Here is a 17,130-nt window from a genome sequence, read left to right as displayed (position 1 = left end):
AAACCTTTACGCTTCTTTCTGTTCCAATTCTTTTTCAAGCTGGACAATCCTGGCATCGATCGTATGCCGATTATAATCTGTATGGACCTGGTGCTCGATGCGATCGATATAATGCTCCATTTCTTCAAACATCGCTACCGGTTTGGCTTCGGAATTGCCTCCGTCCAATACCCGATTGATCCGGTTGTTTGCCCGGGCAATATTTTCCCTGCCCATCAGTTCCAACCGCTTTAGATGCATATCCTTCAGCTTATGCTTCATTTCTTCATATTTCCGCTCCAGTTCAGCTAACTGAACCTCTGCACTTTTATGCGCCTCTTTCAAACTTAGCGCCCGACCTTCATAGTGCAGGCTTTCCTTTACAGCAAATTCCATTAGATCGGTTTCTCCTGACTGCTTAGCAATCTCAGCCTGATGCTTACGTTTTTCAGCTAGATTTTGCGCTTGATTATATTCACGCGTAAACTCTTCTTTCAAAAGATATTGACGTTCAAGCAGCTTACCGACCTTATCTGTCTCCTGCTCACATTGGCGCAAATATTGATTTAACATTCCAATCGGATTTTTTTGCTCCTTCTTATCCAACAAGTCATGAAAATCCGCTGAAATCGTTTGTTTCATTCTTGAAAATAAATTACCCATTTCAATTCCGTCCCTTCTATTAGTTCTTATTCAACTCTTTCCACTCTCTTTCAAAATTTGAGAACGGGTCATTTTCTTTCGATGATTCACTTTCATCATTTTCATTCCATTTTTTATAAACCAGGTAAAGAACATAAGCCGCCACCAGTCCCAATATTGCCGGGATATGGGAAATAGAAACGATCAGCACGATAATGGAGACTGATCCCCACGCAATCTTCGCCCCTGTCGATTCGGACTTCATGAACTGCTTGAACCCAAAGTATAGGATCGCCAAGCAAATCGCCAGGCTGATCAGTGGACCAACGTTCGCCAGTAACAGGAAAAGTGCGATCAGTCCTACAATAAATAAACCAAATTTCTTCATTGTTTTCGTCCTCCTTTCTATGTTTATATCTTATCTACTTTTACAAGTTCGTATAATGAGCCTTAGCTATATTTTCTAGTAAGACTTAAGGCGTAGACGCTGTAAGTCCGATGCTAATGACGGCGTTTATTAGTGTGTTTGGGCGGCTTACTCGTGAATTCTGCGGGTTTACTCGTGAGTTTTGAAATAAAAAAAATCTTCCGATAAAACCGGAAGATTGGTGTACTGTCATTATCATTACAAATACAAGCCTTCGACGTAAACTGAGGTGATGGTTTGAGCAATTTCTTCGACAGTGCTTTGGTGTTCGTTTCGGACAATTTCCCACAGATACATTTCATTTGTGAAAAACCACCCTCTTGCCACAAGCTCATGGTTTAGTTCAGGCCTTGCCAGACCATTTTGCTGTGCATAGGCGACGTCCTTTGAAATTCGCTGAATGAACTTCATGCGAATCGCTTTCCATTTATCTGAAATAATGGTTGATATCCCAATGGCCTGTTCGAAAACTTGCATCATGTTGCGTTCAGCTTCTGCCATTTTCAAAAATGAATTAGCTTGTCTGTTTATGATATGTTTTGCTTCGTCTTTTGATTTTGGAAAGAAAGAGGTCTCGGCAATTTCATAGAATTGCTCCATTACATTCTCCATTAATACAATTAACAGATCCTCTTTCCCTTTAAAATGAACATAGGCCGTTCCGTATCCGATGTTTGCCCTTTTGATCATTTGGGAAATAAGCGCAGCTTGATAACCTTCTTCAAGAAATATTTCCTTTGCAGCTTCCAATAACTTTTGTCGTGTCATGATCGAGCGTAAATGCCGTTTATCCCCTACTTTGCCATTCTCCATGCTTATTCCTCCCCTTATCTTCTAGCATAAAGGATTTCCATAAAATAAAAAACATTTGTTGGAAAGTTCGATTCAATGTTTATAATTTTCTGAATTAACTTATTGACACCATGTCATATTCTTTGGTACGATTCTCCTAGAATTATTAATATACTAATATAGGAGGATGATTATGGTTTCTGAATATACATTGGATCACGCTAAACAAATGGATGAGAATGATACGCTTAAAGGTTTTCGAGAAGAGTTTTATTTAAAGCCGGATTCCATCTATATGGATGGAAACTCATTGGGGCTTCTTTCGAAAAGGGCTGAACGCACTCTTCTGGAGTCTTTGGAAGATTGGAAAGAGCATGGGATCGATGGATGGACGCAAGGGAATCACCCATGGTTTTTCATGGCTGAGAAATTGGGCGCGAAGATGTCCCAATTGGTCGGAGCTTCTCCCGAGGAAGTTATTGTAACCGGCTCCACAACCGTGAATCTGCATCAGCTTGTAGCTACTTTTTATAAGCCTGAAGGAATGCGCACAAAAATTTTGGCAGATGAATTAACCTTTCCGACTGATATTTATGCTCTTCAAAGTCAGCTGCGTACACATGGATACGATCCGGAAACCGATCTCATCCGCGTCAAAAGCCGCGATGGCAGATTTCTTGAAGAAGATGACATTATCCAAGCAATGACCGATGACATCGCTTTAATCATCTTACCAACGGTCCTTTATCGCAGCGGTCAAATATTGGATATGAAACGATTGACTGATGAGGCTCATAAAAGAGGAATTGTAATCGGATTTGACGGATGCCATTCCATCGGTGCCATCCCGCATTCATTCAGCGAATGGGATGTGGATTTTGCGTATTGGTGCAATTATAAACATTTAAATGGCGGTCCTGGCGGTGTTGGCGGTTTATATGTAAATCGAAAACATTTTGGAACGATGCCTGGATTGGCTGGATGGTTCGGCTCCAAAAAAGATAAACAATTCGATATGGAACATACCTTAACACCAGCTGAATCAGCAGGAGCGTATCAAATTGGCACGCCCCATGTGTTAAGTTGTGCGCCTTTAATTGGGTCTTTGGACATTTTTATAGAAGCGGGAATTGAGAATATTCGCGAAAAATCCCTGAAAATCAATCAATATTTAATGGATTTAGTCGAATTCGAATTGGAAGACATGGGATTTTTCATTGGAACTCCTAGTGAAGACATACGCCGCGGAGGTCATGTAAGCCTCGAGCATAAAGAAGCTGCACGGATATGCAAGGCATTGAAAGAGAACGGTGTCATTCCAGATTTCCGGGCACCTAACATCATTCGTCTCGCTCCGGTTGCACTATATACTTCCTACGCAGAAGTTTGGGAAGTTGTACAAATACTCAAGAAAATCATGTCAGAAAAACAATATGAAAAATTCAAGAATGAGCGTGAAGTGGTCGCATAACATGGAATTCCGCCAAATGGGGCTCATCCCTCAAATGGTTAGTTAATTATGGCAGGCTGAAATCTTTTTTTAAAAAAAGGGGATGAACTATGGAGAACAAAAATACTCAATTGAACTTTAAAGATGAGCCAGAAAAAGGATTAAAGCGAGAGCTGAAAACAAGTCAGCTTTCCATGATCGCGATGGGCTGTGCCATCGGGACGGGGCTATTTCTTGGCAGCGGACTTGCGATTCAAGCGGCAGGGCCAAGTGTATTGCTCAGTTATGCTCTTGGGGCGTTCATTGTCTTACTATTGATGGGCTGTTTAGCCGAAATGACGGTTGCCCATCCTACTTCCGGATCTTTTGGGGCCATTGCGGAAAAGTACATGACTCCAATGGCAGGCTATCTTGTCCGCTATTCCTATTGGATTGGCAATGTTTTGGCTGTTGGGGTTGAAGTAAGTGCAGTCAGCGTATATATGAATTATTGGTTTCCGACCGTGCCGGGAATCGTATGGATTTTGTTGTTTGCAGGTGTCCTGATTTATGTAAATGCTACCAGCGTGAATACATTCGCGACATTTGAGTATTGGTTCTCCTTTATTAAAATAAGTGCCATTGTTGGTTTTATCCTTCTTGGAGCCTATGTACTATTCGGTTCATCCGAACAGCCGCATATAGGACCGGAAAACTTCGTGAATGAAGGCGGTTTTTTCCCATTTGGTTTGAAGGGGATGTGGATAGCCGTATTTATTTCTTTATTCAGCTTTCTGGGAACTGAATTGATAGCGGTTACATCTGGGGAAGCAAAAGATCCGGATGCAGCTGTCCCTAAAGCATTAAAAGCGACCGTGTTCCGTTTATCCACTTTCTATGTGCTGACAATCGGCATCATGCTGATGATCGTTCCTTGGAAAACGGCAGGGATCGAGGTAAGCCCATTCGTAAAAGTGATGGAAATCTTGAACATTCCAGGTGCATCCGGGATCATGAACTTTATTATTCTAACGGCTGCCATATCTGCCATGAACGCTCAGCTCTATGCTTCAACACGGATGATGTTTTCATTGGCACGTGGAAAACATGCACCTAGCTTTTTAGGAAAGTTAAACAAAAGTGGTGTACCTACAAAAGCCCTTGCTGTCTCTTCAACGGGGATTTTCATCGCTGCAGGCGTTCATGCGTTACTTCCTGGTTCATCCTATGCTTTCATGATGGGGATTTCCATGTTCGGTGCCATGTTCACATGGCTCATGATCTTCATTTCCCATTTGTTTTTTAGAGTGAAATGGGAGAAAACAGGCGGACGCAAGTTACCGGTAAGGATGATCGGTTTTCCCTATTTAACGATACTGGGAGCCGTTCTTCTATTCAGTTTGATGATTACGTCATGGTTTACGGATTTCAAAATCATGCTTCAATTCGGGATTCCTTGGTTACTATTTTTAGCTGTTGCTTATTTTATTTCAAAAAGAAGAAATAATAACCATAATGTAATGGAAGAATCTCTGGAAAAGAAGATAGAATAGAATGACGAAATAAATAGTTTTTTGCATATGGAAAAGTGAGGAGATTGCGGAATGAAAAATGTGGATAACAATGAAAAAACAATAACGGGTCTAGAGAAAGAAATTCAAACCGACTTTCAAAAATCGATGTCTTACGGAGATTATCTCCACCTTGATAAGATTTTAACCAGTCAACATAGATGTTCCGATCATCATGATGAAATGCTATTTATCATTATCCACCAAGCGAGTGAGCTATGGATGAAGCTCATTTTACATGAGTTGACAGCAGCGACTGAGTCTATCCGCCAAAACAAGTTGGAACCTTCGTTTAAAATGCTGTCTCGCGTTTCAAGGATCCAGCAGCAATTGATTCAGTCATGGAATGTCCTTTCAACCTTAACTCCGGCTGAATACATGGAGTTCAGGGATAAACTGGGACAATCTTCCGGATTCCAATCTTATCAGAATCGTTTGATTGAATTTGCATTAGGAAACAAAAATGTCCATACGCTATCAGTTTATCAGCACCAAACAGAGTTATACGAGCAAATGCAGCAGGCCCTTCATGAGCCAAGTATTTATGACGCGGCGATTAATGCTCTTGTAGCCCGCGGATTACCTATTGATCAAGGAGCCATCAGCAGGGATTGGTCACAAAGATATGAACCAAATGCCAGTGTAGAAGAGGCATGGCTGACAGTTTATCGCGATGTTGAGCAATATTGGGACTTATATGAGCTGGGCGAAAAGTTAGTGGACATTGGCCACCAACAGCAATTATGGCGTTTTAATCATATGACCACAGTGGAAAGGATTATTGGTAATAAGCAAGGTACTGGCGGATCATCAGGTGTAACGTATTTAAAAAGAGCACTTGATCAACACTTTTTCCCAGAACTATGGAGTTTAAGAACGAAGCTATGATGAAATAAGCAGCAAAGAAACAGCCAGCAGAGATGGAGGTAGATGCATGGGGACATGGATTGATATTTCACAACGTCTGGATGATAACGTTGCAGTTTGGCCTGGAGATACACCTTTCTCTTATAAAGTAAATTGGAGTAAAGAAGAAAGTGGATCTGTCAATGTTGGTCAAATCAATATGAGTATCCATACCGGTACCCATATTGATGCACCTTTTCATTTTGATGACGATGGAAAAAGAGTGATTGATTTGGATCTCGACTTATATATGGGAAATGCCCGAGTTATCCATTTACCAAACAAGACAAGCATCGGAGTCGATGAATTATCCAGTATAGATCTAACTGGCGTTACCCGTCTGTTAATACGGACGGATGCATGGCAGGATCGAAGTGTGTTTCCACAAACGATTCCTCCTATCCAGCCAGAATTAGCGGCATATCTTTCAGAAATGGGCGTCCGTCTTATTGGTCTTGATTTACCATCAGTAGATCCACTGGATAGTAAAGAACTGTCTGCCCACCATGAACTTGCCGGTCATGGAATTCACATTTTGGAAGGACTTGTATTAGACGATATAGGACCGGGTAATTATGAGCTGGCAGCCCTCCCTCTTCCTTTAGTTGAAGCAGATGGAAGTCCGGTACGTGCTGTGTTGAAAAAGTTACCCTAACAAAATTTTTCTAAAAAGCGAGCCAGATCAAAAAATGATTTGGCTTGTTTTTTTATTTCCTCCCTTTCTATTGAGGTAACCATTAACTATCAAATTTATCTCCCTAAACCAAGTGTATTTATGTTATAATTTTCAGAATTCATCACTAAGAGTGGAGGTCCGAATATGGAAAACTTTTATTTGTTCATCATCATGTGCATTCTTCTCATCATCTTACCCGGTCCAGATACAGCAATAGCCACAAGGAACACCGTTACCGTGGGGACGTCGGGAGGTTTTAAAACGATGTTCGGCACGTGCTGTGCCCTGCTTATTCATACATCAGCTGCCGTGTTAGGACTTTCGGCAATCATTGTGAAATCCGCTTTACTATTTTCCATCTTCAAATATGTCGGTGCCGTTTACTTAGTATATCTAGGCTTCAAGACCCTATGGGGATTAAGGAATAAACAAGTGGCCGCAGCGGCGGAAACATCAGTCAAAAGTAAGTACGAAAACCAGTCTTGCTTTAAGCAAGGCTTCCTTACCAATCTGCTGAACCCTAAAGTGGCCGTCTTCTTTTTAACGTTCCTGCCTCAGTTCGTGAACCCGGGAAATGATACGTTTTTACCGTTCCTGATCATGGGCATGACGTACACCGTTTTAACTGCGTTGTGGTTTGTATTTTATATCTATCTGCTGAACCAGATCAGTGCTTTCATGAAAAAGCCTAGAACCCAAGCGATTTTCGAGGGTATAACCGGGACGGTCTTGATTGGTTTCGGGTTAAAGCTAGCTCTGGAAAAAGCTCATAATTAATCTGAACTGCACCCTAATTGTTAGAAACACCTAACAATCAGAGGTGCAGTTTTTTGGAGAAACAGGGATTAAGGTACTTGCTGAGTTAGTGTCACAATAAATGAAACGATAATGTTTTCAAAAGAGAATCATATGTTCACTTCACTATTTTTCCCCCGTCACCGAACAACAGAATGTACAGTTTACCAGTTTTCCAATCTTCGCTTGCAGGGATTAAAAACAATGCACAAATACTTACTAAAGATAATCTTAGTAAAAGTTTCATTTCCATCCCCCTATTATTGTTTTTCTGCAATTTACCATAAACTACCACAAATAACGCTTTTGAACACAGTATATACGATACAAATATTATGAACTCCCCTAAGGGAGCCTTACATGCTTCTGAAAATTGGATTTTTTTAAATTCTTTGGTCATTCAACTTTTTGTTTAGGGTTGTCCAAACATCTTGAGGAATTTCTGCATTTATTATCATGTGGCAATTATAAAAAAAAGGATGAACGCTGTGTCAAAGAAAAAAGATGAGAAAACCAGTAAGAATAACAATGGTCAGAGTACTCGGTATACGACCGATGTTTGTGTTTTCATTTTAGGTAACGCTGCTGAAGTGAGAGAAGAAGATATAAGAACACAATTTAAATACGCCAGTGACATATGGGGAATTGATTTTCGGCCTAATATTTGTGATTTAAGAACTAAAGAAGGAGCACGGAAGTGTGGTTTGAAAACTGATGCCACTATAGCAAGGATCTCCGTACCTTTGCAGATGAGACAACGGGAGGAAGTTTTTAGAGCCTTAAGAAAAGGTAATCGTGGCCGTCAAACTGGACTTGCTGTGTTTTACATTAATGCACAAGACCTTAAAGATGGAAAGGCTATTGGTAACGTCAGCTGGGATAATAAAGGAACACTGGGTAATATCGTCATGACATATGATACATTCCAACAAAAAAATATGGATATCTTGGCTCATGAATTCGGACATGCCTTGTTAGTCAATGCACGTCATTTAAATGATAAAAACAACATTATGTATCCCTCAGGGACAGTAATCGTACCACCAATCTCACAAAGACAACTAAGGGCTATGACTACCTCCAAGCAAAGAGCAAAAGCCTATAAAAGACCTTATGTTTACAGAATTTGAAGCCCTATAGAAATGATGAATCCTCCCTCGTGATACATGTACAAGCTATATAAAAGTTATATTAAACGGGACCAGAAATAAGGCTATAAATGTTACAATATAAAACACATATTTTGTTATTTTTATACAGGGAGAATAGAAATGAAAACTATTGAAGTTAGGAAAACAAAGGATATCGGCTTAGGTTCCCTTTCTTTTGCACTGTGTTTAATCGGAATATTGTTTACCTTTCAATTTGGCGATAAACCTTGCATAGGAGATGATATTTTAATTAATATCGGACTAAGCGCATGGTCAAATGGAGATTCAGGTATTCATTATACAATGTTCTATTCGGCTATATTTTTCATCCCTTCCTTTATCATTGGTCATATTTATCCCGATAATAGAGGAGCAAAAGCAGGGAAAATCATATCAGGTTTCCTATCAATTCTTATTGTTTCAGTATTATTAACTATTATTATCGATTTGGTGTGGGGACCTTGAATGAGCCTTTGAGAACTAAGGCCAAATTAAAGGGTATGAGCAGCCCAGTATTACCGACCTCATACCCCAAGCCACCCCTATGGTCTTCAATCACTCAAAGTAACCATTCACGAAAAATCCAATTGTTTCACGTTCGTCCTCAGTTAGATCCCGCTTTAGTTCTTTAGCCAGTTCCTGCTCCATTAAAGCTCGGTTTCCCCGGTGTTCGACCACCGCTCTGGCACATTCTTTCATTAGCTTAAGCTCCGCCTCCATTTCCAGTCTCGTGCAAGGCTTATCATGATGGGAGAGTATGTAGGTTTCGGCATCATAGGCTTCAATTTTCTTAATGAGCAGCGAAGCCTGTTCAGCCGTATAATTCCATTTTTCAGCATAAAGATTGGCATAAAGGCAGTCTCCCAGAAATAATGTTTTTTCCTCCCGTACATAGATGATGCAGGAATCTTTGGCATGATCGCCCCCAACATGCTCAATGACACAGGTTATATTGCCGAGATCGATCGTCATCGTTCTTTCAAAGATGATATCGGGCAGAGGAAAGGAAATCTCTCTATTCGTCCCATGCTCCAATTTGATTGCATCGGCGCAAAAGGTAATCTCCGTCCCTTCTTCGACCCGTTGATCAAGGGCTTGATCTTCCCATGAAAGCTGCTGCATATCTTTAATGTTGGTGTATGTTTTTTCCTGACAAATCACTGGAATCCCGATATTCTCCAGTCCGAAAACATGGTCCCAGTGTGAATGGGTAAGAACGAGGAAATTCCCGCTAATATCATTCCGAAGCAATTCGTCCTTAAAGAGCTGTGCATGCCTGACTGAGTTACCGGCATCGATGATAAGCGTTTTCTTGTTTCCCGTCACGGCGGCAAGTACCGGGCGATCCGTTTCCTGAACTGGCGTCAGGTAGGCAATATGTTTCGATAGGTGCTGTAATGTTTGCATGTTTCTGTTCTCCTTACGATTGTTGTGATTAGCTTGCTCAAGTATAGCAAATTCCACATGTATTCATAACATAATCTCCGCTAAAGGCAAAAAAGACAACAATCTCCGTGATTGCTGTCCTTTTCGTCATCATTCAAATGAACCTATTCCAATATACCGTAACTTTCGAGAGGGCATTTAAAAAGGTGGATTTAACAAAAGACTCTTCCTTTTTCTGATCTTCAGGTGGTTCTATATATTTTTTATTGTCCGCAATGAGTGTACTATTTGAGATTTTCGACTCGATGGCTCCTGTCAACTGCGCTGCAAATGCTTCACTATCGATGACCACCATCGATTCTGTATTCAAAAAGGCAGATCGAGAATCCAAGTTGTAGGAACCCACTGCACTTAATCGTTGATCATAGACAACCGATTTACCATGCAAAGAATAAGGCTTTGAATATTCATAAAGCCTTGCCCCCGTCTCAACGATACTATCCCTAAGCTCCAAGTATCCGGAAAAAGCGATCACATTCGGGGTTGATGCCGTCGAGTTGGTTAGTATCGTCCAATCAGCCTTTGAATTCATCTTCTTCGGTACATATTCCTTCAAGGCATCCGCAGGAACAATATAGGGACTTTGGATAAATACCGATTGATTGGCATTCGCCGCAATATCCAATAGAGATCTCCACACAAAAGGGTATTTGTTAAACCGTTCGATTGGATTATGAATGAAGGACACTTTTTTAGTAGGTGTTGTAGCCTTGCTCCAATCGACGGCTGGATTAACGAAATCGGCTTCAGTTTGCAAAGCTATGCTGTATTTATTCGCCAATGCATCTCTTTCACTTTTCCCTTTTTCCATTTGCCTTTTCGAGAGGTCCGAAAAAACATCGCTCGTATACGGATGATTCCATAATTGATTCAAATAGTCCTTCATTTCAACGATTACACTATCTTTCTCCTCTTTAGCATTGAAAATGAGTACATCCCTGTCATAGACAAAGTTCCTCGGCGGCTTGCTTGCTAAGTACTTATCTGCAATATTTCTCCCGCCGATGATGCCTAACTTTCCATCTACAGTGATGATCTTGTCATGAAGGCGATTATGCCAGGTCCACGGCTTAAATGGCTTAAAGGTTTCGTAATATCTTAATTCAATGTTTTCATGCGAGGCCAATGCATAACGGGCACTGCTTAATTGACCTCTGAGTCCATGAGATATTCCATCCAGAAGGATTCGGACTTTGACACCTCGGTCAGCCGCATCAATCAAGGCTCCAAGAAAAAGCTCTGTTGATTTGCCTTTTCCAAAAGCATAGTAGGCAATATCGATTGAATGCTGGGCTTCCTGGATCATACGCATTCGGGCTAGTCCCGACTCATAACCGTCTTCGAGAAGCAGGACACGATCCACGGTGGCTTCCTTTTCTCCCATATATGCACTTACCTGTTTAATCGGCCTATTTTCTTCTTTTTCTGCTTTGGGGAAAAGAACAACAGCCGTCACCACTGCATAAAGGACATATAATAGAAGAACAAGCAAAAATCCTTTAATTGCCGTTTTTACAGACATTGAGCACTCCCCCCTTTAAGCGATATTTTATTACTATTCGTAATATGCAAAGACTCTATTCAAAATCTGCAGGCTTGATAAATCTGACTACTATCGAGCGATGCCATTTACCCATCTGCTTGATCCTGGGTGGAACTTGGAACATTTATTTTCCTTTTAAATGTGACAAAGTGGTGAACATGAAAGCAGTTGCATAATATGATATAGAAGGAGGGATTTCATGCTTAAACAACCTGATAGAATAAGTATCTTCAATTATTGTTTTGCATTAGGGGTATCTGAAGTTTTCTTTTTATCCAGCTTTTATCTTTCCATTCTTGACGTTTCATTATTTACAATCGCTTTACCATTTTCCGCTTTATTTCTAATGTTCTCCTTGTACCTATTCCTTCGAACGCACAAAGCAGTAAAGACCTTACCCAACCAAGATGAAAAAAGAAGGGAAATTCATGCCTTCTATCATCAATCTTTCGGGATTTTCACGATCATTTTTTTCACTTTACTTTTTGTTGCTTTAGCCTATATTCCTTTGCTGGACAACGGAGGGCATTTCTATCTTCTTTATTGTTTACCGATGGCCTTGCTTTGTATGATTCCTTCAATTGTTTCTTATAAAGGAATGAAATTATTCAAACTGGATTCCGGCAAGGATCTAACGAAAGTCTAATTGATTTTACCAAAGACTTCGTTAAGCAATATCTCACCCATGTTTTTTAGTTGAATGTATAGGCAAAATGAGGATATAATATTGATAACTAATAAATAAAAAAAGACACTGGTTTAACCAGCGTCTTAATGAACAGCAAACTGCATAAAGAGCAGCGGCTTTCTGTGGTAAGTCAGTTGCTACTCGATCATGAAAGTAACCCTTTTCCTACATACATCTGGCCGGATGGTATGGAGGGGGTTACTTTTTTAATGTAACCGCGATTACTGCGACGATTAAAGAGGCGAATGAAATCATTAGCATCAGTCCGTCCATAATAGAAATCACCAGCGACACCCCCTTTCTGAAAAGGAGTGACCGCTGCCCACTATACCAAATTGCTGTCCATTTACTATTATATCTATATTTACTTGTTATTTATAGCCAAAAATAGATGTATTTAGTCTACTTTAATATCCATAAAAAAAATCCCACTTAAAGTGAGAACATTTTTTGCATATATATCCCTTTATTGTTCGACTACACGGCCATCTTTATAAATGTAAAACCACCCAATCGTTCCTGTGCCGCCTTGATCGATCCAATCTTTATTAGCTGCTTTATAATTGTAATATGATTTTCCTTTGCCATCTTTCAGCAATCTGCCATCACCGCTGAATACGATGTTGTTACCCAGCTTCTTCTTACCTAACGCGATCGCGTCTTTCTCCGTGAACTGTCTTCTTTCCACCTTATTTTCATCTAAAGCAGCCCATGTCTTCGGTCCGACGATACCATCCGAACTCAAGTTATGATCCACTTGAAACTCCCTTACCACATTTTGTGTTTGGGTACCGAAAATCCCATCAACACCTACATTATATTTAACATCTTTAAGGCTTTGCTGTAAGTCTCTTACATAACTCGAACGTGAGCCTTTCCTGAGGGTCGGGCGTGTTTCCGCCTTCGTTTCGATTTTCTGGATTTCACTGCCCTTTGATGCTGCGTGGGTAATTGAAGTAACCGTTCCTAGAGGGGCCAACATCAAGGCAACTGTTGGAATCATGACCAATAATTTTTTCTTCAACACATATAACCTCCATTCAAATGATCACTCCTGCAGGTTTCTGTCACTTCCCTTGGAGCCCATTCATTATAACGCAAGGAGTTATTTTATTGGTGTTTTATTACTTTAATTATAAAAAATGGTAAATATTATCCACAGGAAATATATTGCCGAAAAGGAATCCCATTATTGACAATGCACCGTTCTCATACAGGCTTTATTATATATATTGACAGTAATCATGATCTGATCGAACACTTACCCTGATATTGATCCTATTTTTATGTTATACCCTTCATTCAACTTTGATTTCATTTCTACGATTCATATACCATTTGTAAAACGAATCAGCCATCTCAAAAGACACATGGTCAATACCAGCATGATGCACCGGTTTAGCCCGGTTGATTGTCCCAATGGAGGCAAGGCCGAGCATTTTTTGAATGATATTTCGGGTTACGTTCACTTCAATGATCTTATCTCGTTTTGACACGAATAAAGATGTGGTGAGACTCCCGGTTTTGAATTGAATGAAGTCATTGTTCAAAATGTAGAAGGTATTGAAGAAATCTAATAACCTTGAAACAACAATAATAATTATTAGGATAGCAGAAAGAATCCACCAAGCTTCCTCCACTTCCAGAACAGTTGGCTTGAAATAAAATAAGAGAATTGTTGCTATGATCCAGAACCAGCTTGGCCACAGTATGCGCACCCAAAAGGATTTTATCGGAAGGGGAGTCATCTTCTGTGATATTTCATAAAATGGCAATATTTCCGAGACTATTTCATATGCCCGTTTAACAGGTAGATAGGGATAGAGTGAGTTGATTTCAAGCAAATCTTCGTCAGAACTCAAACCACCTGCACTTGTCAGTTTCACTTCGGCAAGTCCGAGCAACCGTTTCATGAAGGACTGTTTAATTTCAATTGCCTGCACTTTTTCTTTGGCTATAGAAAAGGCAGTTTCATCGATTAGACCTTTCGTAATGTAAATTCGATCATAGTCTGAGGAAATTTGATAATTCCCATATTTAAAAAAAGTCCTCACTATTCCGAACGTTATAGAAGCAATGACGAAAACAATGATGATGATCGTCATCATCCACCAAGAGCCTATTAGCTTTTCAAAAATCCCCACTGCTTTATTTTCCACATGAAAGATATCATTGATTTTGAAATAAAAAGAACTAATAAAAGGAATAAGGACCAAAAAACTAAGAGATGTAAAAGACGCTTTTATAATATCCTTTTTTGTCGGCTTATAATGATTGGTCCGATTTGAGATTCTTTTTTTAACTTCCTCTTCAACAGAAGGAATATCTTTATATTCGCTAGCATGAATGGTGGCCAATTCTTCCTGAACATTACTTTTCATATGCATTTCCATTCGATTTGCTTCCTTTTGAGAAATGACTTCGAATCTAACAGCAGCATCCTCACCTGCTATACCTGTTTCAAAATTAACGGAAGTCACTTTAAAAATCCGATGGAATAAAGACGTATGACGGTTGACGTTTTGAATTTTAGAAAAAGCAATGGTTCGTTCAGACCTGCTGAAAATTCCTTTGTATAGATGAAAGGAACGATAATCAAGTTCGTATTTATGGGTGACCCATTTTAAAATGATTGAAAAAAGTGTTAAACCGAAAACGATAAAAAAAACAACCCTGCCATATGTGATGAAGGTGGATTCAGAACCAGCTTTGATCACAAAGAAATAAATGACAAAGAAAATGGAATTCCTGACTAATTTACAGAAATTAAAAAGCATAAGAAGTGGATTGTATCGTTTTGCTGTCGTCATTGCACCACTTCCTTAATTTTTGCATATTGAGCAATCTGATTCCTTAACTTGATAGCAACCTCTTTTGGTAGAGCTGGTATCGAGTGAGCGGAACCCATCGTTTCAATTGAAACTGAACAGAGTCCGTATTTTCTAAGTAATGGTCCTTGTTTGGTTGCAACCGATTGAATTTTTGTTATTGGGACAATTTCATGCACTTCATTTAGTACACCTGATTTCAATTGTAAAAACTCTTCATCTACATCAAAGCGCCAGTTTTTATAAAGGAGAAAAGGGCTGATCAATGACCAGACTGCACCTAGCACAGAGATATCTGTAATCCCAATCAGAATCCAACCGATCCACTCTTTCCAAGAAAAACGATAATCTAGGTAAAGTAAGAATCCTAGAATGATGAATGCGATTAGATTCGTAATCGTTTCACTTAACATCCACACTTTTATCGCATCCTTGGATAATCTTTTTTGAGGTAAGCTCATTATAGAATTAATAAAATCACCGCCTGTATTTTAAATCAATGTGCTTTATAAACTTATATTCATTTAGCCTATTCGGCCAAAAAGATTTCTTCTAGTGATGGTTCTTTTACATTTACACGTAAGACATCAACCTTACACTGATTGAAAGCTCGGATCATATCAGCAATTTTTTTCTCATCATCAATATTGATAGTCACGTAAGGATCTTTCATTTCCAGTTCTGTACCTACTGACTCCAGCCACTGATGTAATTTTACTTGTTCCGATTTCGGCACCGAAGAATGCTTAAGCTTGACCCTTATCGTCGACCTATATAAGTTCCTAAGTTCTTCCATTGTGCCAATATTAACAATCTGACCTTCTTTCATAATCGCAATTCGGGTGCATATTTTCTCTACTTCATAAAGATTGTGGGATGTCATGAAAATGGTCGCCCCTCTTTTTTGCAAATCCTTGATCAGCTTTTGAATATGGATTGCGGATTCCGCATCCAAACCTGAAGTTGGTTCATCAAGAAAGATTAGCTCAGGTTCATGGATGATGGCTTGTGCAATTCCAAGCTTCTTTTTCATACCGAATGAAAATTTAGCGGCTTTTTTATGAGCATGAGATTCAAGACCAACTAACTGCAGGACTTCAATACACCTATCTTTTCCTGCTGGATTTCCTGAAAGAGCTGATAAAAACTTCAAATGCTCCACCGCCGTTAACGAGCCATATAATGTCGAGTAATCTGGCATTACCCCAATCCTCTTCTTTACCTGATCATTTGAACCTTTTACACCTAGAAGCGAGTAAGTTCCAGAGTTGGGTTGAATAATGCCGGTTAACATATTGATGAAGGTTGATTTACCAGCTCCGTTACGACCTAGAAAACCAAAGATTTCTCCTTTTTCCACGATAAGATCAATTCCTTTTACGATTGGTACCGCTCCATACGATTTCTTTAACTGCGTTGTTTCTATGGCGTTCATCAGCATTCCCTCCTTTTGAAAATCAGATTGGCGATAACGAGCATGATACCTGCTAATATAACAATCACCAAAAAGGTATAGTCTTCCCTAATCAGATAATAATAGGGGGTTATGAATTTCATCCAACTCACCCATACATTCGACGTAAAAGAAACCCATAATCCAATAATAGGAAAAGCTAACCCAACCATGATCCCAAGGAACATGGTAAATCCAGGCTTAGGAATGAGAACGGACAGTAAGATTGTTAAGCCTATTTGGTAGGTTAATAAACTCATTGTCTGAGTAAAGATAAAAACATCAATCTTCTGGGAAAAGACGCTGGTAAGCAAAAAGGAGGTCGTTAGGCAAATAAGCCAAAATAGCCAAATACCTAAAAACTTCCCCAGTATAATAGAGGTTCTTGACGTTCTTGTCACTAAAAATCTGATAGTGCGTTCGTGTGTTTCTCTGTTTAGGCTATCGTGTGAAAGGCCCATAACAAATAATTGTCCAAAAAATAATATAAGGATCAAAAGACCAACTGTGTGTATATTTTCAGCTTCCCTCGCTGTAAGTTCAATCCCAGACGTTAATAAATCGGAAAACTTGGCTGAATAATAGGAGGTAGCTAATAACATCATTACAATAATAATTGATTTAATTCCTTTAAATAAGCTGATAAATTCTCTTTTTCCAATAATATACATACTAAGTCTCTTCCTTCCTGTTCATCACTTAAGCACTATTATAGGTGTTCTTTCTTAAGCTACCAGAAACTCCACCTTAATTTTTCCTTAATTATTAAATAATTGGTAAACGAATGATATGATAATTTATATA

Annotated in this window: 19 protein-coding genes; 8 read left to right on the top strand and 11 right to left on the bottom strand. The window is 39.4% G+C overall.

Annotated elements, in window-relative coordinates; translation table 11 throughout:
- Nucleotides 1-6: 6 nt before the first annotated feature.
- The 3 genes from ACWF5P_RS01395 to ACWF5P_RS01385 all read right to left on the bottom strand — a co-directional run bounded on the left by ACWF5P_RS01395 (nt 7) and on the right by ACWF5P_RS01385 (nt 1,861).
- Complete coding sequence (locus ACWF5P_RS01395; protein ID WP_434167666.1) at nt 7-642, bottom strand: PspA/IM30 family protein; 636 nt, start codon at nt 640-642, stop codon at nt 7-9.
- Between the two features lie 19 nt (nt 643-661).
- Nucleotides 662-1,009 carry a lmo0954 family membrane protein gene (locus ACWF5P_RS01390; RefSeq protein WP_101223131.1) on the bottom strand — a complete coding sequence of 116 codons (348 nt, stop codon included), beginning with the start codon at nt 1,007-1,009 and terminating at the stop codon, nt 662-664.
- A 237-nt stretch (nt 1,010-1,246) separates the two neighbouring features.
- Nucleotides 1,247-1,861: a TetR family transcriptional regulator gene (locus ACWF5P_RS01385; protein ID WP_434167667.1), complete on the bottom strand. Its 615-nt coding sequence runs from the start codon at nt 1,859-1,861 to the stop codon at nt 1,247-1,249.
- A 172-nt stretch (nt 1,862-2,033) separates the two neighbouring features.
- Between ACWF5P_RS01385 and kynU the strand changes: the two genes are divergently transcribed.
- The 5 genes from kynU (at nt 2,034) to ACWF5P_RS01360 (ending at nt 7,199) form a co-directional block, all read left to right on the top strand.
- On the top strand, nt 2,034-3,311 hold the full coding sequence (gene kynU / locus ACWF5P_RS01380; RefSeq protein WP_402939341.1) for a kynureninase: 1,278 nt from the start codon (nt 2,034-2,036) through the stop codon (nt 3,309-3,311).
- An 89-nt stretch (nt 3,312-3,400) separates the two neighbouring features.
- Nucleotides 3,401-4,822: an amino acid permease gene (locus ACWF5P_RS01375; RefSeq protein WP_434167668.1), complete on the top strand. Its 1,422-nt coding sequence runs from the start codon at nt 3,401-3,403 to the stop codon at nt 4,820-4,822.
- A 51-nt stretch (nt 4,823-4,873) separates the two neighbouring features.
- Nucleotides 4,874-5,728, top strand: coding sequence for a tryptophan 2,3-dioxygenase (kynA, locus tag ACWF5P_RS01370; protein ID WP_101223135.1), 855 nt, complete (start codon nt 4,874-4,876; stop codon nt 5,726-5,728).
- 46 nt (nt 5,729-5,774) lie between these two features.
- Complete coding sequence (kynB, locus tag ACWF5P_RS01365) at nt 5,775-6,401, top strand: arylformamidase (RefSeq protein ID WP_434167669.1); 627 nt, start codon at nt 5,775-5,777, stop codon at nt 6,399-6,401.
- A gap of 165 nt (nt 6,402-6,566) precedes the next feature.
- Entirely contained in the window at nt 6,567-7,199 is a 633-nt protein-coding gene (locus ACWF5P_RS01360; protein WP_434167670.1) for a LysE family transporter, read from the top strand.
- 136 nt (nt 7,200-7,335) lie between these two features.
- On the opposite strand, the gene ACWF5P_RS01355 is transcribed toward ACWF5P_RS01360, so the two are convergent.
- A complete protein-coding gene (locus ACWF5P_RS01355; protein ID WP_260358459.1) occupies nt 7,336-7,464 on the bottom strand; it encodes a hypothetical protein in 129 nt (42 codons plus the stop codon).
- 241 nt (nt 7,465-7,705) lie between these two features.
- Between ACWF5P_RS01355 and ACWF5P_RS01350 the strand changes: the two genes are divergently transcribed.
- Together ACWF5P_RS01350 and ACWF5P_RS01345 are read left to right on the top strand one after the other, a co-directional pair.
- Complete coding sequence (locus ACWF5P_RS01350; protein WP_452444513.1) at nt 7,706-8,347, top strand: hypothetical protein; 642 nt, start codon at nt 7,706-7,708, stop codon at nt 8,345-8,347.
- 141 nt (nt 8,348-8,488) lie between these two features.
- Complete coding sequence (locus ACWF5P_RS01345) at nt 8,489-8,833, top strand: hypothetical protein (RefSeq protein ID WP_452444512.1); 345 nt, start codon at nt 8,489-8,491, stop codon at nt 8,831-8,833.
- A gap of 90 nt (nt 8,834-8,923) precedes the next feature.
- On the opposite strand, the gene ACWF5P_RS01340 is transcribed toward ACWF5P_RS01345, so the two are convergent.
- On the bottom strand, nt 8,924-9,775 hold the full coding sequence (locus ACWF5P_RS01340) for an MBL fold metallo-hydrolase (RefSeq protein WP_434167672.1): 852 nt from the start codon (nt 9,773-9,775) through the stop codon (nt 8,924-8,926).
- A 133-nt stretch (nt 9,776-9,908) separates the two neighbouring features.
- Nucleotides 9,909-11,336 (bottom strand): phospholipase D-like domain-containing protein, encoded by a 1,428-nt coding sequence (locus ACWF5P_RS01335; RefSeq protein WP_452444511.1) that lies wholly within the window; start codon nt 11,334-11,336, stop codon nt 9,909-9,911.
- 220 nt (nt 11,337-11,556) lie between these two features.
- On the opposite strand from ACWF5P_RS01335, the gene ACWF5P_RS01330 reads away from it, so the two are divergent.
- Nucleotides 11,557-12,003 (top strand): hypothetical protein, encoded by a 447-nt coding sequence (locus ACWF5P_RS01330; protein ID WP_452444510.1) that lies wholly within the window; start codon nt 11,557-11,559, stop codon nt 12,001-12,003.
- Between the two features lie 508 nt (nt 12,004-12,511).
- On the opposite strand, the gene ACWF5P_RS01325 is transcribed toward ACWF5P_RS01330, so the two are convergent.
- The 5 genes from ACWF5P_RS01325 to ACWF5P_RS01305 form a co-directional block, all read right to left on the bottom strand.
- The gene (locus tag ACWF5P_RS01325) at nt 12,512-13,072 is read right to left on the bottom strand and encodes a peptidoglycan-binding domain-containing protein (protein ID WP_452444509.1); all 561 of its coding nucleotides are present in this window, start codon (nt 13,070-13,072) and stop codon (nt 12,512-12,514) included.
- A gap of 271 nt (nt 13,073-13,343) precedes the next feature.
- Nucleotides 13,344-14,855: a PH domain-containing protein gene (locus ACWF5P_RS01320; RefSeq protein WP_452444508.1), complete on the bottom strand. Its 1,512-nt coding sequence runs from the start codon at nt 14,853-14,855 to the stop codon at nt 13,344-13,346.
- A complete protein-coding gene (locus ACWF5P_RS01315) occupies nt 14,852-15,286 on the bottom strand; it encodes a PH domain-containing protein (protein ID WP_452444620.1) in 435 nt (144 codons plus the stop codon). The genes ACWF5P_RS01320 and ACWF5P_RS01315 overlap by 4 nt, the downstream gene beginning before the upstream one ends.
- A gap of 116 nt (nt 15,287-15,402) precedes the next feature.
- Complete coding sequence (locus tag ACWF5P_RS01310; protein WP_452444507.1) at nt 15,403-16,308, bottom strand: ATP-binding cassette domain-containing protein; 906 nt, start codon at nt 16,306-16,308, stop codon at nt 15,403-15,405.
- The gene (locus ACWF5P_RS01305) at nt 16,308-16,997 is read right to left on the bottom strand and encodes an ABC transporter permease (protein ID WP_452444506.1); all 690 of its coding nucleotides are present in this window, start codon (nt 16,995-16,997) and stop codon (nt 16,308-16,310) included. Before ACWF5P_RS01305 ends, ACWF5P_RS01310 begins: the two co-directional genes overlap by 1 nt.
- Between the last annotated feature and the right edge of the window lie 133 nt (nt 16,998-17,130).

This window comes from Peribacillus sp. NPDC055009 (assembly GCF_053608705.1).
This window is presented reverse-complemented; position numbering and strand designations above follow the sequence as displayed.